18 protein-coding genes and 3 tRNA genes are annotated in these 23,160 nt (G+C 54.1%); 14 read left to right on the forward strand and 7 right to left on the reverse strand.

Annotated features, from left to right (window positions below):
• Nucleotides 1–7: 7 nt before the first annotated feature.
• On the reverse strand, nt 8–742 hold the full coding sequence (gene frdB, locus HV477_RS06620; RefSeq protein ID WP_000829509.1) for a fumarate reductase iron-sulfur protein: 735 nt from the start codon (nt 740–742) through the stop codon (nt 8–10).
• Entirely contained in the window at nt 735–2,525 is a 1,791-nt protein-coding gene (gene frdA / locus HV477_RS06625; protein WP_001192954.1) for a fumarate reductase (quinol) flavoprotein subunit, read from the reverse strand. The genes frdB and frdA overlap by 8 nt, the downstream gene beginning before the upstream one ends.
• A gap of 322 nt (nt 2,526–2,847) precedes the next feature.
• Between frdA and epmA the strand changes: the two genes are divergently transcribed.
• The 3 genes from epmA (at nt 2,848) to HV477_RS06640 (ending at nt 5,938) form a co-directional block, all read left to right on the forward strand.
• Complete coding sequence (epmA, locus tag HV477_RS06630; RefSeq protein WP_079898742.1) at nt 2,848–3,825, forward strand: elongation factor P--(R)-beta-lysine ligase; 978 nt, start codon at nt 2,848–2,850, stop codon at nt 3,823–3,825.
• Nucleotides 3,826–4,050: 225 nt separating this feature from the next.
• A complete protein-coding gene (yjeM, locus tag HV477_RS06635) occupies nt 4,051–5,553 on the forward strand; it encodes a glutamate/gamma-aminobutyrate family transporter YjeM (protein ID WP_000149872.1) in 1,503 nt (500 codons plus the stop codon).
• A 64-nt stretch (nt 5,554–5,617) separates the two neighbouring features.
• On the forward strand, nt 5,618–5,938 hold the full coding sequence (locus tag HV477_RS06640) for a hypothetical protein (protein ID WP_001736544.1): 321 nt from the start codon (nt 5,618–5,620) through the stop codon (nt 5,936–5,938).
• A gap of 136 nt (nt 5,939–6,074) precedes the next feature.
• Here the strand turns inward: HV477_RS06640 and mscM are convergent, their stop codons facing one another.
• The 3 genes from mscM to rsgA all read right to left on the reverse strand — a co-directional run bounded on the left by mscM (nt 6,075) and on the right by rsgA (nt 11,532).
• Nucleotides 6,075–9,401, reverse strand: coding sequence for a miniconductance mechanosensitive channel MscM (gene mscM, locus HV477_RS06645; protein ID WP_023236896.1), 3,327 nt, complete (start codon nt 9,399–9,401; stop codon nt 6,075–6,077).
• An 18-nt stretch (nt 9,402–9,419) separates the two neighbouring features.
• Nucleotides 9,420–10,388, reverse strand: a complete 969-nt coding sequence (gene asd / locus HV477_RS06650; RefSeq protein WP_000934949.1) for an archaetidylserine decarboxylase — start codon at nt 10,386–10,388, stop codon at nt 9,420–9,422.
• Between the two features lie 91 nt (nt 10,389–10,479).
• A complete protein-coding gene (gene rsgA / locus HV477_RS06655) occupies nt 10,480–11,532 on the reverse strand; it encodes a small ribosomal subunit biogenesis GTPase RsgA (protein ID WP_000041948.1) in 1,053 nt (350 codons plus the stop codon).
• A gap of 106 nt (nt 11,533–11,638) precedes the next feature.
• Here rsgA and orn point away from each other — a divergent pair, with 106 nt between their 5' ends.
• The gene (gene orn, locus HV477_RS06660; protein ID WP_001271546.1) at nt 11,639–12,184 is read left to right on the forward strand and encodes an oligoribonuclease; all 546 of its coding nucleotides are present in this window, start codon (nt 11,639–11,641) and stop codon (nt 12,182–12,184) included.
• Nucleotides 12,185–12,245: 61 nt separating this feature from the next.
• On the opposite strand, the gene HV477_RS06665 is transcribed toward orn, so the two are convergent.
• Nucleotides 12,246–12,986: an arginine ABC transporter substrate-binding protein gene (locus HV477_RS06665; RefSeq protein ID WP_000727897.1), complete on the reverse strand. Its 741-nt coding sequence runs from the start codon at nt 12,984–12,986 to the stop codon at nt 12,246–12,248.
• A gap of 275 nt (nt 12,987–13,261) precedes the next feature.
• Here HV477_RS06665 and HV477_RS06670 point away from each other — a divergent pair.
• The 3 genes from HV477_RS06670 to HV477_RS06680 all read left to right on the forward strand — a co-directional run bounded on the left by HV477_RS06670 (nt 13,262) and on the right by HV477_RS06680 (nt 13,801).
• Nucleotides 13,262–13,337 (forward strand) — tRNA-Gly (locus HV477_RS06670).
• Nucleotides 13,338–13,493: 156 nt separating this feature from the next.
• Nucleotides 13,494–13,569, forward strand: a tRNA-Gly gene (locus tag HV477_RS06675).
• 156 nt (nt 13,570–13,725) lie between these two features.
• Nucleotides 13,726–13,801: transfer RNA gene (locus HV477_RS06680), tRNA-Gly, on the forward strand.
• Nucleotides 13,802–14,070: 269 nt separating this feature from the next.
• Here HV477_RS06680 and queG read toward each other — a convergent pair.
• On the reverse strand, nt 14,071–15,210 hold the full coding sequence (gene queG, locus HV477_RS06685; RefSeq protein WP_162785458.1) for a tRNA epoxyqueuosine(34) reductase QueG: 1,140 nt from the start codon (nt 15,208–15,210) through the stop codon (nt 14,071–14,073).
• Between queG and nnr the strand changes: the two genes are divergently transcribed.
• The 7 genes from nnr to hflX all read left to right on the forward strand — a co-directional run bounded on the left by nnr (nt 15,209) and on the right by hflX (nt 23,080).
• Nucleotides 15,209–16,756, forward strand: a complete 1,548-nt coding sequence (gene nnr, locus HV477_RS06690; protein WP_064043010.1) for a bifunctional ADP-dependent NAD(P)H-hydrate dehydratase/NAD(P)H-hydrate epimerase — start codon at nt 15,209–15,211, stop codon at nt 16,754–16,756. The two genes, queG and nnr, sit on opposite strands and share 2 nt — an antisense overlap.
• Nucleotides 16,728–17,189: a tRNA (adenosine(37)-N6)-threonylcarbamoyltransferase complex ATPase subunit type 1 TsaE gene (gene tsaE / locus HV477_RS06695; RefSeq protein ID WP_000981990.1), complete on the forward strand. Its 462-nt coding sequence runs from the start codon at nt 16,728–16,730 to the stop codon at nt 17,187–17,189. Before nnr ends, tsaE begins: the two co-directional genes overlap by 29 nt.
• 16 nt (nt 17,190–17,205) lie before the next feature.
• Nucleotides 17,206–18,528, forward strand: coding sequence for an N-acetylmuramoyl-L-alanine amidase AmiB (amiB, locus tag HV477_RS06700; RefSeq protein WP_000640354.1), 1,323 nt, complete (start codon nt 17,206–17,208; stop codon nt 18,526–18,528).
• A 9-nt stretch (nt 18,529–18,537) separates the two neighbouring features.
• Nucleotides 18,538–20,394 carry a DNA mismatch repair endonuclease MutL gene (mutL, locus tag HV477_RS06705; protein WP_079898741.1) on the forward strand — a complete coding sequence of 619 codons (1,857 nt, stop codon included), beginning with the start codon at nt 18,538–18,540 and terminating at the stop codon, nt 20,392–20,394.
• The gene (gene miaA, locus HV477_RS06710) at nt 20,387–21,337 is read left to right on the forward strand and encodes a tRNA (adenosine(37)-N6)-dimethylallyltransferase MiaA (protein ID WP_001000734.1); all 951 of its coding nucleotides are present in this window, start codon (nt 20,387–20,389) and stop codon (nt 21,335–21,337) included. The genes mutL and miaA overlap by 8 nt, the downstream gene beginning before the upstream one ends.
• 82 nt (nt 21,338–21,419) lie before the next feature.
• Nucleotides 21,420–21,728, forward strand: a complete 309-nt coding sequence (gene hfq / locus HV477_RS06715; protein ID WP_001051875.1) for an RNA chaperone Hfq — start codon at nt 21,420–21,422, stop codon at nt 21,726–21,728.
• A gap of 71 nt (nt 21,729–21,799) precedes the next feature.
• Nucleotides 21,800–23,080, forward strand: a complete 1,281-nt coding sequence (gene hflX / locus HV477_RS06720; RefSeq protein WP_000460338.1) for a ribosome rescue GTPase HflX — start codon at nt 21,800–21,802, stop codon at nt 23,078–23,080.
• Nucleotides 23,081–23,160 lie beyond the last annotated feature (80 nt).

The following is a 23,160-nucleotide window of genomic DNA, read 5'->3' on the forward strand; positions in this document are numbered from 1 at the left end:
GCACTCCTTAGCGTGGTTTCAGGGTGGCGATAAGAAAGTCTTTCGAGCTTTCCACTTTACCCTGCTGAATGGCCGCAGCCGGATCGACATGTTTTGGACAGACTTCGGAGCAGTAGCCCACGAAAGTACAGGTCCATACGCCGTTCGGACTGTTCAACTGCGCCATACGCTCCTTCTTACCGTGATCGCGGCTATCTTCGTTATAGCGATGCGCCAACGTAATCGCAGCCGGTCCGATAAATTCAGGATTCAGACCGAACTGCGGGCACGCGGCGTAGCACAGACCACAGTTGATGCAACCGGAGAACTGGTGATACTTCGCCATTTGCGCCGGGGTCTGGACATTCGGCCCCTGATCTGGCGTGCGAGAGTTGCCAATAATGTACGGTTTGATCGCTTCCAGGCTTTCGATAAAGTGCGTCATATCGACAACCAGATCGCGCTCAATCGGGAAGTTCGCCAGCGCTTCCACCTTCATACCGTTGGTGTAATCGCGCAGGAAGGTTTTACACGCCAGTTTAGGGACGTTGTTGACCATCATGCCGCAGGAGCCGCAGATCGCCATACGGCAGGACCAGCGGTAGCTCAGGTCTGGCGACAGGTTATCTTTGATGTAGCCCAACGCGTCCAGTAGCGATGTTGTTTCATCATAAGGAACTTCATAGAAAGCACTGTGCGGCGCGGTATCGGTTTCCGGGTTATAGCGCACCACCTCAACTTTCAGGTTTTTCATCTCAGCCATTCGCCTTCTCCTTCTTATCGGCTGCTTCCGCTTCACCGCCGTAAACACGTTTGGCTGGCGGCAGGGTGGTGATTTTCACGTCGCTGTATTCCAGACGGGTCGTGCCATCAGCATCGCGGAAGGCGAGGGTGTGCTTGAGGAAGTTCACATCGTCGCGCTCGGTACAGCCTTCATCCAGACGCTGATGCGCGCCGCGGGACTCTTTACGCGCCAGCGCAGAGTGCGCCATACATTCCGCCACGTTCAGACCATGACCCAGTTCGATGGTATACAGCAGGTCAGTGTTGAACACGCTGGAGGTATCGGAGATACGTACGCGTTTGAAACGTTCCTGAAGCTCGGCCAGTTTATCAACGGTTTTCTGCATCAGTTCCGGGGTACGGTAAATACCGCAACCTTCTTCCATAGACAGACCCATCTCATCGCGGATCTTCGACCAGTTTTCGTTGCCTTCCTGGTTCACCAGATTTTTCAGACGTTGTTCAATATCGGCAACCTGGGCGTCGAGCGCGGCGCTATTTGCGGCGCCTGCCGTAGCAGCGCGTTCCATTGCTTGTTCGCCAGCCAGACGACCAAACACCACCAGTTCCGCCAGTGAGTTGGAACCGAGGCGGTTCGCGCCATGCAGGCCAACAGAGGAGCATTCGCCAACGGCAAACAGCCCTTTGACACGGCTTTCACAGTTCTGGTCGGTTTCAATGCCGCCCATGGTGTAGTGCGCGGTCGGACGTACTGGAATCGGTTCTTTAACCGGATCGACGCCGACATAGGCTTTCGCCAGTTCGCAAATGAACGGCAGACGTTCATGCAGTTTCTTCTCGCCGAGATGACGCAGGTCGAGGTGAACCACATCGCCGCGCGGCGTGGAGATGGTGTTGCCTTTACGCCATTCGTGCCAGAAAGCCTGGGATACTTTGTCGCGCGGCCCCAGTTCCATATATTTGTTTTTCGGCTCGCCCAGCGGCGTTTCGGGGCCCATGCCGTAGTCTTGCAGGTAACGGTAGCCATTTTTATTGACCAGAATACCGCCTTCGCCGCGGCAACCTTCAGTCATCAGGATACCGGAACCTGGCAGGCCGGTCGGGTGATACTGAACGAATTCCATATCACGCAGCGGAACGCCGTGGCTCAGCGCCATGCCCATCCCGTCGCCGGTGACGATGCCGCCGTTGGTGTTATAGCGGTATACGCGGCCTGCGCCGCCTGTCGCCATGACCACGGCATTGGCGCGGATTTGCACCAGCGTGCCTTCCATCATGTTCATTGCCACCAGGCCGCGCGCATGGTTGTCATCAACCAGAATATCCAGCACGAAATGTTCGTCAAAGCGCTGGATTTGTGGGAACTGCAGGGAAGTCTGGAACAGGGTATGCAGCATATGGAAGCCGGTTTTATCCGCGGCGAACCAGGTACGCTCGATTTTCATACCACCGAAGCGACGCACGTTAACGCTACCGTCCGGACGGCGGCTCCACGGGCAGCCCCATTGCTCCAGCTGCGTCATCTCAGTGGGACAATGGTGGACAAAGTAATCCACGACATCCTGCTCACACAGCCAGTCTCCGCCTGCTACCGTATCGTGAAAATGGTAGTCAAAGCTGTCATGATCCTGGGCGACAGCGGCTGAACCCCCTTCGGCAGCGACGGTGTGGCTGCGCATCGGGTACACTTTTGAGATCAGTGCGATTTTAGCATTGGGATTCGCCTGTGCGGCAGCAATTGCAGCACGTAATCCCGCGCCACCGGCGCCTATAATGGCAAGATCGGCTTGAAAGGTTTGCACGACATTCCTCCAGATTATTGTAATTTCACCCTCGCGCAGCCAGATAAAGCCTCTGGGTTCTGCGAAGTATGAATGCGTTTCCACTGCTCCTTTATGGGTACAACAGTATAGTCTCAGGGATGTCAGGGAAATTTGACGTGTTCGATTTTTTTAGCGTATCAGAGGGATGAATTATCATTGATTTTGATTAATTTAATTACTAAACCATCTGAAATCACTTTTTTTACCCTCCAGAAGGCGCCCGATACGCCTGCGCAAAATTTGTTTCGCCCGCGCGTTGCGAGTAGACTTCGTGACCTTGTCTTAAACTGGAGAAAGAATCATGAGCGAAACGGCAACCTGGCAGCCGAGCGCGTCCATCCCCAATTTATTAAAACGTGCGGCGATTATGGCGGAAATCCGTCGTTTCTTTGCCGATCGTGGAGTGCTTGAGGTTGAGACGCCCTGCATGAGTCAGGCGACGGTCACAGACATTCATCTGTTCCCGTTCGAAACGCGTTTCGTCGGACCTGGCCATTCCCAGGGGATCAACCTCTATTTAATGACCAGTCCGGAATACCATATGAAACGCCTGCTGGCGGCAGGGTGCGGCCCGGTTTTCCAGCTATGCCGCAGTTTCCGTAATGAAGAGATGGGACGACATCATAATCCGGAATTCACCATGCTGGAGTGGTATCGCCCGCATTACGATATGTACCGCCTGATGAATGAAGTGGATGATTTGCTTCAGCAAGTGCTGGATTGTCAACCTGCGGAAAGTCTCTCCTATCAACAGGCGTTTCAGCGCCATCTGGAGATTGACCCGTTATCAGCAGATAAAACGCAACTGCGTGAGGCGGCGGCAAAGCTTGATTTAAGCAATATCGCCGATACGGAAGAAGACCGTGATATGTTGCTGCAACTGTTGTTCACGATGGGGGTTGAGCCGCATATAGGTAAAGAAAAGCCGACCTTTATTTATCACTTTCCGGCAAGTCAGGCATCGCTGGCACAAATCAGTACCGAGGATCATCGCGTCGCCGAGCGCTTTGAGGTGTACTACAAAGGTATTGAGCTGGCGAATGGTTTCCACGAACTGACGGACGCACGTGAGCAACAACAGCGCTTTGAACAGGACAATCGTAAGCGCGCCGCGCGCGGTCTGCCGCAGCAGCCGATTGACCAAAATCTACTGGATGCGCTGGCCGCCGGTCTACCGGATTGTTCCGGCGTGGCGCTGGGTGTTGATCGTCTGGTGATGCTGGCGCTGGGAGCAGAAAGCCTGGCGGACGTGATTGCTTTTACGGTCGATCGGGCGTAAATCTGAAATTCACTCTTTCGCGAGATAAAATGGCGCAATAAGCGCCATTTTGTAGCATATTTTTTCAATTATCCTCTGTTTGCCACAACATAAGGCTGGAACTTTGATGCCATTTAGGTATCAATCCTGTGTTGATTTTTTTATCGCTGACCTTCGTAAAAAAGAAGGCGGCGTCAATCGGTGAGCGGCGTCTGGCAAACGCGCTCGAGCGTAAGGGATGGTTGAATGACCCACACGATAAAAAAGATGAGCCTTATTGGGCTTATCCTGATGATTTTTACTTCTGTTTTTGGTTTTGCGAATAGCCCGTCGGCGTTTTATTTAATGGGGTATAGCGCAATCCCGTGGTATATATTTTCTGCCTTGCTGTTTTTTATTCCATTCGCCTTAATGATGGCTGAAATGGGTTCCGCTTATCGCAAAGAAGAGGGCGGGATCTATTCGTGGATGAATAATAGCGTGGGGCCACGTTACGCGTTTATCGGCACGTTTATGTGGTTTTCATCGTATGTCATATGGATGGTAAGTACGGCGGCAAAAATTTGGGTACCGTTTTCTACTTTTGTTTTTGGTGCCGATATGACGCAGCACTGGCGTATTGCGGGGCTTGAGCCTACGCAGGTTGTCGGGCTGCTCGCCGTTGGCTGGATGATTCTGGTGACGTGTGTCGCCGCCAGAGGGATCAATAAAATTGCGCGAATTACGGCGGTCGGAGGTATTGCCGTAATGTGTCTTAATTTAGTTTTATTGTTAGTGAGTGTCGCTATTTTGTTATTAAATGGTGGGCATTTTGCACAAGAGATTAATTTTACCTCGTCACCGAATCCGGGTTATCACTCCGGCCTGGCAATGTTGTCATTTGTGGTATTTGCTATTTTTGCTTACGGCGGTATTGAGGCTGTCGGCGGACTGGTGGATAAAACCGAGAAACCGGAAAAGAATTTTGCGAAAGGTATTGTTTTCGCGGCCATTGTGATTTCAATTGGTTATTCTTTGGCGATCTTTTTATGGGGCGTCAGCACTAACTGGCAACAGATATTAAGTAATAGCGCCGTTAACTTAGGGAATATTACCTACATTTTGATGTCGAGTTTAGGCACGACATTAGGTAACGCGTTAAACCTTTCTCCGGACGCAGCGATGACGGTGGGCGTCTGGTTTGCGCGTATCACCGGCCTTTCTATGTTTCTGGCTTATACCGGCGCGTTTTTTACGTTGAGCTATTCACCGCTGAAAGCCATTATTCAGGGGACGCCAAAAGCGTTGTGGCCCGCGCCGATGACAACACTGAACGCTAATGGTATGCCGGCGACCGCTATGTGGCTACAGTGCGTGCTGGTGAGTCTGTTTATTTTGCTGGTCTCTTTTGGCGGTGACACCGCATCGGCGTTTTATAACAAACTCACGCTGATGGCGAACGTCTCAATGACCTTGCCATACCTGTTCCTTGCGCTGGCATTTCCCTTCTTTAAAGCGCGTCAGGATCTGGAGCGGCCATTTGTTCTCTTTAAAACCAAAGCCTCTACCCTGGTCGCGACGGGTGTTGTGGTGCTGGTGGTGACGTTTGCCAACGTCTTTACCATCATCCAGCCGGTGATTGAAGCTGGGGACTGGGACAGCGCCTTGTGGATGATCGGCGGCCCGATCTTCTTCTCGCTGCTGGCGATGGCAATTTATCAGAATTACAGCAGCCGCATGAGCGCCGATCCGGAGTGGGCGGCGGAGTAAAGGCCGTATGCCGGATAAGACCCCACGGGTCGCATCCGGCGTTTATTGCCCGATGGAGAACGTTATGAATGATAGTTCGAGAGACCCGATTATCACGGAAGATGAGGTTAGGGCACTCAATTTTACTCCGGAAGATATCCTTGAAATAGAAAAGGTTATTCTTTCTTCCGTTCATGTTGCACGTCGAAAGGTTGCGATGGTAGTAGGAATGACTATTGGCACGTTAAGGGATCGCGATGAGGATAAGTGGAAACATGTGTCGGATATTTATTGCGCGTATGTTATAAGATGCCTCGTATTTCGCGGAGAACTGGTGGGTTACGGCGATTTATTCCGAATGCGCTATAGCGAAATTAACCTGCCTGTTGCCGATCTGGACGCATAATAAGTCCGAAAATATCTGTGAGCTGCGATGAAATGCCCGATGGCGCAAGCTTATCGGGCCTACAGGTTAATTGCCGGCCCGTAGGCCGGATAAGACCCGACGGGTCGCATCCGGCATTTCTTGCCTGGATCATGCGCTACAAACTCCCCGCCGGGCGGCTGGTTTTACCCGCTGACGTTAACGTTCTCCCCGTTTGTTTACCGCCGAGGCTCTCCAGACGCATCTGGAACGGCGGGAACGGCATATCAATACCGTGTTCGCGGAAGCCAGCCAGAATCAATTGGTGGATCTCATGGCGTAATGGCATACGGTGTCCCATTTCCGCGGCATAGATACGCAGTTCGAAAATCTGAATACCCTGCTGGAGATCCACCAGAAAGATTTCAGGCGGCGGGTTATCAAGCACCAAAGAACAGCGCTGCGCCGCCGTCAGCAGAATTTGCGTCACCTCTTCGCTATTGGCATCCGCTGGCGCCGGGATGGTTAACACCACGCGCGTAACGGAGTCAGACAGCGACCAGTTGATAAACTGTTCGGTGATAAAGGCTTTATTCGGCACGATAATCTCTTTACGATCCCAGTCGCTGATGGTGGTGGCGCGGGTATTGATTTTGGTCACGCTGCCGGTGAGATCGCGAATGGTCACCGTATCGCCGATACGAATCGGCTTTTCAAACAAAATAATCAGGCCGGAGATAAAGTTAGCGAAAATTTCTTGCAGGCCAAAACCAAGCCCAACGCCGAGCGCGGCAACCAGCCATTGTAGCTTCGACCACTCAATGCCGATCATCGAGAAACCGACCAGCCCGCCAATCAGCATTAACAGATATTTGGTGATGGTCGTGATGGCGTAACCGGTACCTGGCGTTAAATCGAGATGCTGTAATAACGCCAGCTCCAGCAGCGCAGGCAGATTACGCACCAACTGCGTGGTGATGATAAAGACCAGAATCGCAATGAGCACCGCCCCCAGGGTAATCGGCTCCAGGCTTTCCACGCCTTGCACCGTAGAGGTGACATCCCACAGCGAAATATTCTCCAGGAAGCCGAATGCCGAGTGGATTTCCGACCACAGTACAATTACCGATAGCAGGGCGATAAGCATCAGAATTGAGCGGACCAGACGCAGCGACTGAGCGCTAATAGCGTCAAGATCGATTTCACTTTCATCGATGTCGACCGCGCCTTCCAGGCTGGAGGAGTGCGCCGGTTCTTCTTCGCCGCGCGCGCGCTGCGCCAGCATTTCCGCCCGACGATGTTTGGCGCGGTCAAAAGCCAGTCGGCGTCGTTGGATCAGCATCCAGCGGCGAATGACGTGATAAATGACCAGCAACAGGAACCAGATGGCGACCGAGGTTTCCAGTCTCGCCAGTAGCGCCTGCGCCGTGGCCAGATAACCCACCGCCGCCGCCAGAATCGCGATAAGCGGCGCGCCCATCAGCATATTCCACAGCAGGCTGTTGACCATGTTGTCGCCGTTGCCTTCTTTATCAAGATAGAGCGGGATGCCCGCTTTTTTCAGACTCAGCGTGACCAGCGCCAGCGCGCCGCATATCAGGATGAAGCAAAGGCGGCCCAACGAGCCGGAAAACTCCCGATCGTTAAGATTATCAAACATGATCACTGCCATAATGAGCGGCACGATCAGCCCAATGCTCATCAGGTAGTAGCGCATCGCTTTCGCTACCCGGTTTCGCGGCCAGCCGAAATGCGCCACAAACAGACCATTAGGGCGGGCAAACGCGGCGCAAATCATGACTACCCACAACAGCGGTACTGTCGCCGTCACGCCATCGCCGATGGCGACGGCCAGCGGATACGGCCAGGCTTCCTGTAGACCATAGCCGAGCGTCGCCCACAAGACGGGCAGCGGCGAGGCGACCAGAATCGACCAGAACACCGTTCGCAGCGTCAGCGAGAAGTGATCCTGGGTGACTTTCCCGACGCGCGAGGCCGAGCGCTCAAGGAACCGGTTGAAGTGTTGGCGCGAATAGAGGCTAAACCCGACCAGCGCCAGCGCGCCGAATAACGGCAGTAGCGTCTCTTTGCTGGTCAGCATCATGATGCTGGCTTTACCTAACTGATTAAACGTATCTAATGAGATAAGCCGACGTAAATCCTGAACCAAATCAACAGGCCAGGAGAGCGATAGCGGGCTAACGTCAGCGGTCCAGAACAGATAACGGTGGGTCGCTTCATTAACCTCTTTAAGCGCATCCTCCAGTTGGCTGTTGGAGACTTTCAGTTTGGTCAGCTCCAGGATCAGCGTGTCGCCGCCCTGTAACAAAGAGTTGAGCAGCTCGCGCTGAGTGCGAAGCTGGGCGTCAAGAATCTGGTTTTGCTCGGCGGTCAGCGGCTGTCCATTGGCCTGACGTATTTGCCGTAGCTGCGGCTGCTTATTGAGTAACTCTTCATAGCGCATACGGTGGACGCGTAGCTGCGCCATTTCCGTATCAAGCTGCTGCGGCTTAGGCATCTCTGGCAGACGGGCGACCTGCGCGCGCAGCGCTTCGCCAAGCATGTTGGACACGCCAAGCCATTGCGACTGCTCCCGCAGCGTATTGAGCGCCTGGCGCACCTGTAACGTTTGGCTGGTGGCTTGTCGCTGCTGCGAGGCGACCAGATCCATCCGCTGCGCTTGTTGATTAAGCGCCTGTGACAGCTCGCGGTTGACTTTAAATTGTTCGACGATGCCTTCCGGCAAACCGGCGCTGTTTTCCGCCAGCAGCTCAGTGCTTTCCAGCGCGCGTTCCGCTTCACGTTGGCGCAGGCTATTGAGCTGATTGCGCAGCGCCTGAAGATACGCATCCAATTGCTGACTCTGTTTTTCCGCCAGCTCGGAACGCAGACGAGCCAGTTCCTGCCGGTTGTTGGCGGACAGTTGCGCCAACTCCAGTTCGTCGACTAACGCTTTTAGTTTGGCGGACTCCGCCTGCATACTGAGACTTTGCGCCTGGCTAAGCGCGGCATTTCCGCCTGCGGCGCCGAGCCGTCGCTCAATCTCATTAAGCTGGCGGCGGGCGTCGTTTTGCTGTTGGGGAAGCTGGCTGAGCGAGTCGGCGATCTCCCTGACGCGCTCCTGCTCCTGTTGCGCCTCGCGGGTTTTATCCAGTAGCTGGCTGCTAACCTGCAAGATCTCCTGATTTAACGCTTCGGTGGACATCTCTGGCGGTACGCTGCGAGGTTCATCGCGCAGATTATTCAACTGGGCGCGCAAGGTGGCGGATAGCTTAGGGAAATTATCAATAACGTGTTGATATTGTTTCGCGCGCTCAAGCGAGCCTTTTCGCTCTTCAAGCGCGTTTAACGCAGTCTGGAGCGCCTCAACGGCTTCCGGCTGAGCGGGCTTCGCCGCTTTTGCCTGCTCCAGTTCCTGCGTGATTTGTTTGGCGTCGGGGGCCGTTGCGGCGAACGCCCCCGTGCTGAGGCACCAGGCCATCAGAAAAGCGATAATCAGGCGCACGTCAGCATTCTCTCTTGATTAGGTGTCGTCTTTTTTATTGTCAACCAGCGGGCTGGCGTCGTGTTCGGCTTTAATTTCTTCTGCCGGCAGCGGAGCAGGTTCTACCTCCGGCGCGACGAATGTTTCGGTCGACGTCGCCAGCGGTTGGCCAATTTTGGTAACGGACAGGCTTGCCAGCGACGCGATCAGATTCACTTTCCCCGGCGCAAATAAGTTGATGACCGTGGAACCCAGTTTAAAGCGTCCCATCTCTTGGCCTTTCAACAAGGCGACAGACCCTTCATGTTCGCCTTCTGGCCAGGTCCAGCGCTTGATGATGCCTTCGCGAGGCGGGGTAATGGTCCCCGCCCAGACGGTTTCGATACTGCCGACAATAGTTGCGCCGACCAGAATCTGCGCCATAGGCCCGAACTCGGTATCAAACAGACAGATAACGCGCTCGTTGCGGGCAAATAGGTTGGGGACGTTTTGCGCGGTCAGATGGTTAACGGAGAACAGATCGCCCGGTACGTAGATCATTTCACGCAGGATGCCGTTGCATGGCATATGCACGCGATGGTAGTCGCGAGGGGAGAGGTAAGTGGTCACAAACGTGCCGTTGCGGAACTTATCCGCCATCAGGTAGTTACCCGCCAGCAACGCTTCAAGGCTGTAATTATGGCCTTTGGCCTGCAAAATTTTATCTTCTTCGATACGACCTAACTGGCTTATCACGCCGTCGGCAGGCATCACCAGGATGTTAGGATCGGTATTGAGCGGACGCACGTCATCACGCAGCGGACGAACAAAGAAATCATTGAACGTACGATAGCTGGCGGTATCCGGTTTTTGCGCCTCGGTCATATCGACTTTGTAATACTTTACGAAGAGATCGATAACCAGTTTTGTCAGCCATCCTGCTCGTTTGCTTGCGCCCCAGCCCGCCAGGCGAGTGAGCCATAGTTTCGGCAGAATGTATTGTAGCGAAAGTTTAAATGAGTTTAACAAGGTAGCCTCCAGGCCATTGTTGTTCCTGAACCGGCAGTTATACCGGTATCCTGAAAAAAGGGGACGATTCTAACGACGCCTAGCGTATCTGTCAGTCGTCCGTATCAGAAAAGTTTTTACGCGTTTTTACCTGCGCCATACTTTCAAGAATTCGGTGATAATTTTCGAAACGGGTTTCCGCAATAGCGCCGTTCTCTACCGCTTCGCGAATGGCGCAGCCTGGATCGGCGTCATGCTTGCAGTCCCGGTATTTGCAATGTCCCAAATAGTCATGAAATTCGACAAAGCCCTGGGTGATTTGTTCCGGCTCCAGATGCCATAAGCCGAACTCGCGCACGCCGGGGGAATCAATGACATCGCCGCCATGCGGGAAATGATACAGACGAGCAGCGGTAGTGGTATGTTGACCCAGACCGGAGACATTCGACACATCGTTCGTCAGAATCTCGTTCTGTAAGCCGAGCAGAGCGTTTAGCAGACTGGATTTTCCGACGCCGGACTGCCCGGCAAAAATACTGATGCGACCGGTTAACGCTTCTTCCAGCGGTTTCAGACCATCCTGCGTATGGCTGGAGACCATCAGCACGCGATAGCCGATATTGCGGTAGATATTCATCTGCTCATTAACGAAGTCCATACCTTCGTCGTCCAGCAGATCAATTTTATTGAGTACGATAAGCGGCTCAACCTGTAGGGTTTCACAGCCGACCAGATAGCGATCGATGATATTCAGCGACAGCTCCGGCAAAATCGCGGAGACAATAACGATTTGGTCAATGTTGGCGGCAATAGGCTTCACGCCGTCGTAGAAGTCCGGGCGCGTCAATACCGAGGTGCGCTCATGCACCGCTTCAACGATGCCTTTTACGTTGACGCCCTCTGCGGCGGCTTTGCCCGGACGCCAGACGACGCGATCGCCCGTCACCAGCGAACGGATAGTGCGGCGGATATTGCAGCGGTGAACCTCGCCGTCAGCAGACTCCACATCGGCATGCATACCAAAACGGCTAATGACGATACCTTCTGCAGGCTCGCCAAACAGGTTGTCATCGTAGTCGGCTTTCTCCGCGGACGTTTTTAAACGACGCTGGTGATTGGCGTTCACACGGCGCTGCTGGCCTTTGGAGAGTTTATTTTTGCTCAATCGTACTGGCTCCTGGTCGCCCATAGTGGGCAAAACATCTATGATACACGCAATTGTAGATGAATATAGTCACAGTGAATGTGACCTCTGAAGGGTGGAAAATAGCATGAGTGCCGATGAAAACAACCTGATTTGGATCGATCTGGAGATGACAGGTCTGGACCCCGAGCGCGATCGCATTATTGAGATAGCCACGCTGGTGACGGATGCCAGCCTGAACATTCTGGCGGAAGGGCCGACGATTGCGGTACATCAATCCGATGCGCAACTGGCGTTAATGGATGACTGGAACGTGCGCACCCATACCGGTAGCGGCCTGGTAGATCGCGTTAAGGCAAGTACGATGGGCGAACGAGACGCTGAACTGGCGACGATTGAATTTCTGAAAACGTGGGTGCCTGCGGGTAAGTCGCCGATTTGCGGTAACAGCATCGGTCAGGATCGTCGTTTTCTGTTTAAATATATGCCGGAACTGGAGGCCTACTTCCACTATCGCTATCTGGATGTCAGTACGCTCAAGGAACTGGCGCGCCGCTGGAAGCCGGAGATTCTGGCCGGCTTTACCAAGCAGGGCACGCACCAGGCGATGGATGATATTCGCGAGTCGGTGGCGGAGCTGGCTTACTACCGCGAGCATTTCATTAAGCTGTGAGGCGTAACATGCCGGATGGCAACGCCAGAGCGTCTCATCCGGCAGCTCTCCCGCCACTGAATTACTGCGTAAACCATTTCTCCTGCATTTGCGCATATTCCGGCGATGCTTTCACCTTGTCGAGCGCGGCATTAATTTCTTGCAATAGCGCGTCGTTGCCTTTGCGTACCGCAATGCCTAACCCTTTTCCGTAGTAGTCAGGATCGCTGGCGCGTTCATCCATGATGGCGTAATCCGGATTGTTTTTTAGCCACTTACCAATCGCGGCGACATCGCCAAACACGCCCTCAAGACGGTTGTTTTTCAGATCGGTAAAGGCGTTTAGATAGCTGTCATAGGCGACAGGCGTGATGGCTTGTTGTTTATCCTGCAAATAGCGCTGATGCGTTGTACCGTTTTCCAGACCGACTTTTTTGCCTTTCAGATCGGCAAAAGTGTGATAAGCCCCTTTACGCGTGACGACTACCGCCGATAGACCTTCGTAATAGGGTTGGCTAAAGGAGACCTGCTGCTCACGTTTGGGCGTCATATCCATACCGGCGATCACCGCATCAAACTTTTTGAAGCGTAGGCTGGGGATCAGACTATCAAAGCTCTGGTTAGTGAATGAGCACTCCGCTTGCATCTCTTTGCAGACCGCGTTGGCGACATCAATATCGAAACCAACAATTTTATTATCGGCATCGACAAACTCATAGGGCGCATAGGTGGCGGAGGTGCCAAAATGTAATGTTCTGGCGGAAACGGAAGCGGCGTGAACGGAGAGGCTGGCTAACAGCATGACAATAAGTTTTTTTTTCATCTTGATCCCTGATATCAATTGGATGTTGTGGTCACCGTGCTATTCTTTTTTTGGCGCAGGGTGCTATTCTGATTCTGTGCCTTTAGGCGTGGCGTGAAAAGTTTTTTGTTGCATAGCGCACGCTTTGCTCGTTTTTTGTCTTGTTTGGTGATTTAATCAGCATTCAAACAAAAATCGCGAAAAAATGCGTTCAGGGGCTTGCAGCTAAATGGATTTCTCGTATAATGCGCCTCCCGTAACGACGCAGAAATGCGAATTACGACAGCAACAAATTTGCGGGAATAGCTCAGTTGGTAGAGCACGACCTTGCCAAGGTCGGGGTCGCGAGTTCGAGTCTCGTTTCCCGCTCCAAAATTTGAAAGTACTTGTTAAGTACAGATCACCAATCGCAGGATTTCGAATTGCGACAAGGCGGCAACTGAATGAGTCCTCAGGAGCTTACTGAAGTAAGTGATTGAGGCGAGTGAAGGCAGCCAACGTAGTAGCGGTTCGAAAGACGAAGATTATGCGGGAATAGCTCAGTTGGTAGAGCACGACCTTGCCAAGGTCGGGGTCGCGAGTTCGAGTCTCGTTTCCCGCTCCAAAATTTGAAAGTGCTTGTTAAGCACAGACCACCAATCGCAGGATTTCGAATTGCGACAAGGCGGCAACTGAATGAGTTCTCAGGAGCTTACTGAAGTAAGTGACTCAGGCGAGTGAAGGCAGCCAACGCAGTAGCGGTTCGAAAGACGAAGATTATGCGGGAATAGCTCAGTTGGTAGAGCACGACCTTGCCAAGGTCGGGGTCGCGAGTTCGAGTCTCGTTTCCCGCTCCAATTCTTATCTACAGTAAAATTATCCACAACGAATATCGCGTTGGGGCACGTTTTGTTCCGCTTTCGTCAGATCCTTGTAAACAGACTTATCCACAGGTTGGCCCATTACTCCTGGAATGCAAAAAATCATACCTGACGCGTAGAATTTCTATAATTTACTGAAAAATATAGAAAAAATAAGATTTCAAAACGTTAGCGTTATTGACGGTTCCTTTTTTCCCTCTTGAATCGCAATGTGTTTTTATTTTTATACACAGCCTGTGAATAATTCAGGCATCGCGCACCAGCCCTTTTTCAATCACCCTGACCAGACGCTGTTTTTTCGGTAGCTGCACTTCAATGATGCAGGCGTTGCGCTTTTCAATTTGTTGCGCAATCGCCCATTCGATATGCTCATCGAGAAGTGGATGCTCACCCTTGCGGCTTTCCAACGCCGTAATGACGGCATTACTCCACGGCGCATTCCCCAGCGCGACGGCAACATTGCGCAGCCAGCGTAAATGGCCAATGCGCCGAATCGCAGAACCTTCAGTGACTTTCAGAAACTGCGCTTCGCTCCAGCTAAACAACTCAAGCAAATCTGGGTTATGCAGCGCCTTGCGTGGGCTAAAATCTGCTTCGTCGGTCAACTGAGAGTAACGATTCCATGGACAGATAAGCTGGCAGTCATCGCAGCCGTAAATACGGTTGCCTATCAGTGGGCGAAATGCTTCCGGAATAGCGCCTTCCAGCTCAATGGTGAGATAAGAAATACAGCGCCGCGCGTCCACCGTATACGGTTCGACGATCGCCCCGGTCGGGCAAATGGTCATACAGGCGACGCATTTGCCGCAACCATCCTCGACCGGCTGGTCGACCGGCAGCGGTAAATCAATCAGCAATTCCCCCAGGAAAAAGAATGAGCCCGCCTCCCGATTAAGGATAAGTGAGTGCTTACCCGTCCAGCCAAGTCCGGCTTTTTCCGCTAATGGGCGTTCAAGAATAGGCGCAGAGTCGACAAACGGTCTAAAATTCAGCGAACCGCAGTACTGCTGGATCTGCTCGCCCAGTTTTTTAAGGCGGCTGCGTAATAGCTTGTGATAATCACGCCCCAGCGCATATCGGCTAACGTAGCCCAGCGTGGGATCCTTCAACGTACTGGCAAACGCGGCGTTGGCGGGCAGATAGTTCATGCGCACGCTGATGACACGTAGCGTACCGGGTAAGAGTTCATGAGGCCGGGCGCGCATCATACCGTGGCGCGCCATCCATGCCATCTCGCCGTGGTATTGTTTGTCCAGCCACGCCTGCAGCGCAGGTTCGGATGCGCGCAGATCGGTATCAGTAATACCGACCTGCTGAAAGCCCAGCTCCAGCCCCCACTGCTTAATATTTTGCGCTAACTGATTGAGATCGAGGGGCTTTGACATGATGGACCATAACATGAAGAAAAACCCTGTAAGTATACCACACTCCATTTGGCCCGCCGATGACATCAAACGGCTGGAACGCGATGCGGCGGATGCCTTCGGACTCACACTCTATGAATTGATGCTGCGCGCTGGCGACGCGGCATTTCGGGTAGCCCGTGACAGTTATCCTGACACCCGACACTGGCTGGTGTTGTGTGGTCATGGCAACAACGGCGGCGATGGTTACGTCGTGGCGCGACTAGCGCAAGCGGCGGGCATTAGCGTAACGTTGCTGGCGCAGGAGAGCGACAAACCGTTACCTGAAGAAGCGGCGCAGGCGCGCGATGCCTGGCTGAATGCCGGCGGCATTATCCATGCTGCCGATATTATCTGGCCGGAAGCGACGGATCTGATTATCGACGCGCTGCTTGGCACCGGCATAGCCCAGGCGCCGCGCGCCCCGGTAGCCCGTCTGATTGAACAGGCGAACGCCCATCCTGCGCCGGTTGTCGCCGTCGATATCCCGTCAGGCCTGTTGGCGCAAACGGGCGCCACGCCTGGCGCGGTGATAAGCGCCGCGCATACGGTCACGTTTATCGCCCTGAAACCAGGCCTGCTGACCGGCAAAGCGCGTGACGTTATCGGCATACTGCATTATGACGCGTTGGGACTGGAAGGCTGGCTGGCGAGCCAGACGCCGCCGCTCCGGCGTTTTGACGCGACGCAGTTGGGGCAATGGTTAACGCCGCGTCGACCGACCTCGCATAAGGGCGATCATGGTCGTCTGGCGATTATCGGCGGCGACCAGGGAACAGCGGGCGCAATTCGGATGGCTGGCGAGGCGGCGCTGCGTACGGGAGCTGGGTTGGTCAGAGTACTGACCCGCGGTGAAAACATCGCGCCGTTGCTGACGGCCCGCCCGGAACTGATGGTACATGAACTCACGCCTCAGTCGCTGGAAGAGAGCCTGACCTGGGCTGACGTTGTGGTGATCGGCCCGGGGCTTGGGCAGCAGGAATGGGGCAAAAAAGCCTTACAGAAAGTAGAAAACGTCCGTAAACCTATGCTGTGGGATGCGGATGCGTTGAACCTACTGGCAATCAATCCTGATAAACGTCACAATCGCGTGATTACGCCGCATCCGGGAGAGGCAGCCCGCCTGTTAGGATGTTCTGTGGCAGAAATTGAAAGTGATCGCTTACTTTCAGCGCAGCGTCTGGTAAAACGGTACGGAGGCGTGGTCGTGTTAAAAGGCGCAGGAACGATTATCGCCGCTGAACACCACCCTCTGGCTATCATTGACGCTGGTAATGCGGGGATGGCGAGCGGCGGGATGGGCGATGTCCTGTCCGGCATCATCGGCGCATTGCTCGGACAGAAGTTTACCCCGTATGATGCGGCATGTGTGGGATGTGTGGCTCACGGCGCGGCGGCGGACTTACTGGCAGCGCGTTATGGCGCTCGCGGCATGTTGGCGACCGATCTTTTTACTACGCTGCGGCGTATTGTTAACCCTGATGTGATTGACGTAAACCATGATGAATCGAGTAATTCCGCTACCTGACGAACAGGCGACGCTAGACCTGGGGCAACGGGTAGCCAACGCCTGCGATGGCGCGACCGTTATTTATCTGTATGGCGATTTAGGTGCCGGTAAAACGACGTTTAGCCGGGGATTTTTACAGGCGTTAGGCCATAACGGTAATGTAAAAAGCCCCACCTATACGCTGGTAGAGCCTTATACGCTTGATAACATGATGGTATATCACTTCGACTTATACCGTCTTGCGGATCCGGAGGAGCTGGAGTTTATGGGCATTCGCGATTATTTCGCCAACGACGCCATTTGTCTGGTGGAGTGGCCGCAACAAGGTAAAGGCGTTCTCCCCGACCCGGACGTCGAAATCCATATTGATTACCAGGCGCAGGGGCGTGAGGCTCGCGTAAGCGCGGTATCCTCATCGGGTCATTCGTTACTGGCGCGTTTAGCCGATTAGCTATAAAGGTGGCGGGATGATTTATCGCATCAAAAATGCCGTAATAGCAGCCTTAATCCTGCTGTGCGCGCAGGCGGGCGCCGCCAGTCTCTCTGATATTCAGGTGTCCAACGGCGAGCAGCAGGCGCGCATTACGCTGAGTTTTATCGGCGAGCCGGAATATGCTTACTCACAGGACGGTAAACGTACCGTGGCGCTGGATATCAGGCAGACCGGCGTGATTCAGGGGCTGCCGCTTCAGTTTAGCGGTAACAATCTGGTGAAAACGATCCGTGCCGGAACGCCGAAAGATGCGCAATCTTTACGGTTGCTTGTCGATCTGACGGAAAATGGTAAAACCGAGGCTGTGAAGCGGCAAAACGGCGGCAACTATACGGTCATTTTCACCATTAATGCCGATGTTCCGCCGCCACCACCACCGCCTGTCGTCGCGAAACGGGTTGAAAGCGCGCCCCGCCCGACGGAGCCTGCCCGTAATCCGTTTAAATCTTCTGATGATCGCCTGACCGGCGTAACCAGCAGCAATACCGTTACGCGGCCTGCGGCGCGCGCGTCAGCAGGCGCTGGCGATAAAGTGGTGATTGCTATTGATGCCGGGCATGGAGGTCAGGACCCCGGCGCAATAGGTCCGGGCGGTACGCGCGAGAAAAATGTCACCATCGCCATCGCGCGTAAGTTACGCACATTACTGAATAACGATCCGATGTTTAAAGGCGTGCTGACGCGTGACGGCGACTATTTTATTTCGGTGATGGGGCGGTCTGACGTGGCGCGTAAGCAAAACGCCAACTTCCTTGTCTCTATTCATGCGGATGCCGCGCCAAATCGCGACGCCACCGGCGCCTCCGTCTGGGTATTGTCCAATCGTCGCGCGAACAGCGAAATGGCAAACTGGCTTGAGCAGCATGAGAAGCAATCCGAACTGTTAGGCGGCGCTGGCGATGTGCTGGCGAACAGTCAGTCAGACCCTTACCTGAGCCAGGCGGTACTGGATTTGCAATTCGGTCATTCGCAGCGGGTAGGGTATGATGTGGCGACGAACGTGCTAAGCCAACTGGATGGTGTGGGGTCGTTGCATAAACGTCGCCCGGAACACGCGAGCCTGGGCGTGTTGCGTTCGCCGGATATCCCGTCCATTTTGGTGGAGACGGGCTTTATCAGTAATCACGGCGAAGAGCGATTGCTGGCGAGCGACCGCTATCAGCAGCAGATTGCTGACGCTATATACCGGGGGTTGCGTAAGTACTTTGCAGCGCATCCGATCCAGTCTGCGCCGCAGGGCGGCCCAGGCCAGACGGCCAGTACCAACCAGCCTGGCGCCATAACCGCCGCGAATTAAGGAGATTTCATGCCGATTCAGGTTCTGCCGCCGCAGCTCGCGAACCAAATCGCCGCTGGCGAAGTGGTGGAACGCCCTGCGTCGGTTGTTAAAGAGCTGGTAGAGAATAGTCTGGATGCAGGCGCTACCCGCGTTGATATTGATATCGAGCGTGGCGGCGCGAAGCTTATTCGTATTCGCGACAATGGCTGCGGCATTAAAAAAGAGGAGCTGGCGCTGGCGCTGGCCCGTCATGCCACCAGTAAAATCGCCTCGCTTGACGATCTGGAAGCGATTATCAGTCTGGGATTTCGCGGCGAAGCGCTGGCCAGTATCAGTTCGGTCTCGCGTTTGACGCTAACGTCGCGCACGGCGGAGCAGGCGGAAGCCTGGCAGGCGTATGCGGAAGGGCGTGACATGGACGTGACGGTAAAACCCGCCGCGCACCCGGTCGGCACCACCCTGGAAGTTCTGGATCTCTTTTACAATACGCCCGCCCGGCGCAAGTTCATGCGTACCGAAAAAACGGAATTTAATCATATCGATGAGATCATCCGTCGTATTGCATTGGCCCGTTTTGACGTCACGCTTAACCTGTCGCACAACGGCAAATTGGTACGGCAGTATCGCGCTGTCGCAAAGGACGGGCAAAAAGAGCGCCGGTTAGGCGCCATCTGCGGCACGCCGTTTCTCGAACATGCACTGGCGATCGAGTGGCAGCATGGCGATCTGACCCTGCGCGGCTGGGTCGCCGATCCGAATCACACCACCACGGCGTTAACGGAGATCCAGTACTGTTATGTGAATGGCCGCATGATGCGCGACCGCTTGATCAACCATGCCATTCGCCAGGCCTGTGAAGATAAACTGGGCGCGGACCAACAGCCTGCGTTTGTGTTGTATCTGGAGATTGACCCGCATCAGGTGGATGTCAATGTTCATCCCGCCAAGCACGAAGTGCGTTTTCATCAATCGCGGCTGGTGCACGACTTCATCTATCAAGGGGTGCTGAGCGTTCTACAACAGCAGACGGAAACGACGCTGCCGCTGGAGGAGATTGCGCCAGCGCCGCGGCATGTCCCGGAAAACCGTATCGCCGCCGGGCGCAACCATTTTGCTGTACCCGCCGAGCCAACTGCGGCGCGCGAGCCCGCGACACCGCGTTATTCCGGCGGCGCATCGGGCGGTAACGGCGGGCGTCAGACCGCTGGTGGTTGGCCGCCCGCGCAGCCAGGTTATCAGAAGCAGCAGGGCGAGGTTTATCGCGCGCTTTTACAGACGCCGACGACGAGCCCTGCGCCGGAGCCGGTTGCGCCCGCGCTTGACGGACATAGCCAGAGTTTCGGTCGCGTACTGACAATAGTCGGCGGTGACTGCGCGTTGCTGGAACACGCGGGGACTATCCAGCTCTTGTCGCTGCCGGTTGCGGAGCGTTGGCTGCGTCAGGCGCAGCTTACTCCGGGTCAAAGTCCGGTTTGCGCGCAGCCGTTGCTGATTCCGCTGCGTTTAAAAGTGAGCGCCGATGAAAAAGCCGCGCTGCAACAAGCCCAATCTTTGTTGGGAGAATTGGGTATTGAATTTCAGTCAGATGCGCAGCATGTGACCATTCGGGCGGTGCCTTTACCCTTACGACAACAAAATTTACAAATCTTGATTCCTGAACTGATAGGCTACCTGGCGCAGCAGACCACATTTGCAACGGTCAATATTGCACAATGGATAGCGCGTAATGTGCAGAGCGAACATCCGCAGTGGTCGATGGCGCAGGCCATATCGCTGCTGGCGGATGTTGAGCGGCTATGTCCGCAGCTGGTAAAAGCGCCGCCGGGTGGCCTGTTACAACCTGTTGATTTACATTCGGCGATGAACGCCCTGAAGCATGAATGATGTAAGCAAGGCGAGCCTGCCTAAGGCGATATTTTTGATGGGGCCGACGGCCTCCGGCAAAACGGCGCTGGCGATAGAACTGCGTAAAGTTTTGCCAGTAGAGTTGATAAGCGTTGATTCCGCCCTCATTTATCGGGGAATGGATATTGGCACGGCTAAGCCGAATGCCGATGAGCTGAAAGCGGCGCCGCATCGACTGTTAGATATACGCGACCCGTCGCAGGCGTATTCGGCGGCGGATTTTCGCCGCGACGCGTTAGCGCAAATGGCGGAGATCACCGCTGCGGGGCGTATCCCGCTGTTAGTGGGCGGTACCATGCTGTATTTTAAGGCATTGCTGGAAGGGTTATCGCCGCTGCCTTCAGCAGATCCGGAAGTCAGATCCCGGATAGAGCAGCAAGCAGCGGAGCTTGGATGGGAGGCGTTGCATCAGCAACTTCAGGAGATAGATCCGGTTGCCGCCGCGCGAATTCATCCAAATGATCCGCAAAGACTTTCCCGGGCACTGGAAGTTTTTTTCATTTCGGGTAAAACTTTAACGGAGCTAACGCAAACGTCAGGAGACGCGCTACCGTACCAGGTGCATCAGTTCGCTATCGCCCCGGCGAGCCGTGAACTGCTCCATCAGCGCATTGAACTGCGTTTTCATCAGATGTTGGCTTCAGGTTTTGAAGCAGAAGTCCGGGCGCTTTTTGCCCGAGGAGATTTGCATACGGACTTGCCTTCCATCCGTTGTGTGGGATACCGCCAGATGTGGTCATACATTGAGGGCGAAATCTCATATGATGAAATGGTTTATAGAGGTGTTTGCGCCACGAGACAGTTGGCGAAGCGCCAGATGACCTGGTTGCGCGGTTGGGAAGGGGTGCGCTGGCTTGACAGTGAGAATCCCGATCGGGCGCGAAAAGAAGTATTACAGGTTGTTGGTGCTATCGCAGACTGAATGTGTACAATTGAGACGTATCGTGCGCAATTTTTCAGAATCGAAAGGTTCAAAGTACAAATAAGCATATAAGGAAAAGAGAATGGCTAAGGGGCAATCTTTACAAGATCCGTTCCTGAACGCATTGCGTCGGGAACGTGTTCCAGTTTCTATTTATTTGGTGAATGGTATTAAGCTGCAAGGTCAAATCGAGTCCTTTGATCAGTTCGTGATCCTGTTGAAGAACACGGTCAGCCAGATGGTTTATAAGCACGCGATTTCTACTGTTGTCCCGTCTCGCCCGGTTTCCCATCACAGCAACAATGCCGGTGGCGGCGCCAGCAATAACTACCATCACGGTAGCAACGCGCAGGGTTCTACTGCGCAACAGGACAGCGAAGAGACTGAATAAGTTCACGCGCTGTTTATCCATGTCGGGGGCGTCGGATAATCGCCCCCGCTGGTTATTAAGAGGGTTTACGCTTGTTTGACCGTTATGATGCCGGTGAGCAGGCGGTACTGGTACACATCTATTTTTCGCAAGACAAAGATATGGAAGACCTCCAGGAGTTTGAATCTCTGGTCTCTTCCGCCGGTGTCGAAGCAATGCAGGTGATTACCGGTAGCCGTAAAGCACCGCACCCGAAGTACTTTGTAGGTGAAGGTAAGGCAGTTGAAATTGCGGAAGCCGTGAAAGCGACTGGCGCAGCGGTCGTATTGTTTGATCATGCATTGAGTCCAGCCCAGGAGCGAAACCTGGAGCGTTTGTGCGAGTGCCGGGTTATCGATCGCACCGGTCTTATCTTAGATATTTTTGCCCAACGTGCGCGTACCCATGAAGGTAAGTTGCAGGTTGAGCTGGCGCAGCTACGCCATCTGGCTACGCGTCTGGTGCGTGGCTGGACCCACCTTGAACGTCAGAAAGGCGGGATTGGTTTGCGCGGTCCGGGTGAAACCCAGCTCGAAACCGACCGTCGTTTACTGCGTAATCGCATTGTGCAGATTCAGTCGCGCCTGGAGAAAGTTGAGAAGCAACGTGAGCAGGGGCGGCAGTCGCGCATCAAGGCCGACGTTCCGACGGTATCGCTGGTGGGCTATACCAACGCCGGAAAATCCACCCTTTTTAATCAGATCACTGAAGCGCGGGTCTATGCGGCAGATCAGCTATTTGCGACGCTGGACCCCACGTTACGTCGTATTGATGTAGCGGATGTCGGTGAAACCGTTCTGGCGGATACGGTAGGCTTTATCCGCCATTTACCGCACGATCTGGTGGCTGCCTTTAAAGCTACCCTGCAGGAGACGCGTCAGGCGACGCTGCTGCTGCATGTGGTCGATGCGGCGGATGTTCGTGTGCAGGAAAACATCGAGGCGGTAAACACCGTTCTCGAAGAGATTGACGCTCACGAAATCCCCACCTTAATGGTGATGAACAAAATCGATATGCTGGACGACTTTGAACCGCGTATCGACAGAGATGAAGAGAATAAACCCATCCGCGTTTGGCTTTCAGCGCAAAGCGGCGTGGGGATACCACAGCTTTTTCAGGCTTTGACGGAGCGTCTTTCCGGCGAGGTGGCGCAGCATACGCTGCGTTTGCCGCCGCAGGAAGGGCGTCTGAGAAGCCGGTTTTATCAGCTTCAGGCAATAGAAAAAGAGTGGATGGAGGAAGACGGTAGCGTCAGTCTGCAGGTACGAATGCCGATTGTCGACTGGCGTCGCCTCTGTAAACAAGAACCGGCGTTGATCGAATACGTGATCTAGACGCGAAGTCATTCAGGTCGTATTGAAGCGGTAGCTGAGAGAATCTCAGGAGCTCACAACGAAGTGACCTGGGGTAAAAA

The sequence above is a fragment of the Salmonella sp. SG203 genome, from assembly GCF_013350575.1.
Taxonomy (GTDB): Bacteria; Pseudomonadota; Gammaproteobacteria; order Enterobacterales; family Enterobacteriaceae; genus Salmonella; species Salmonella enterica.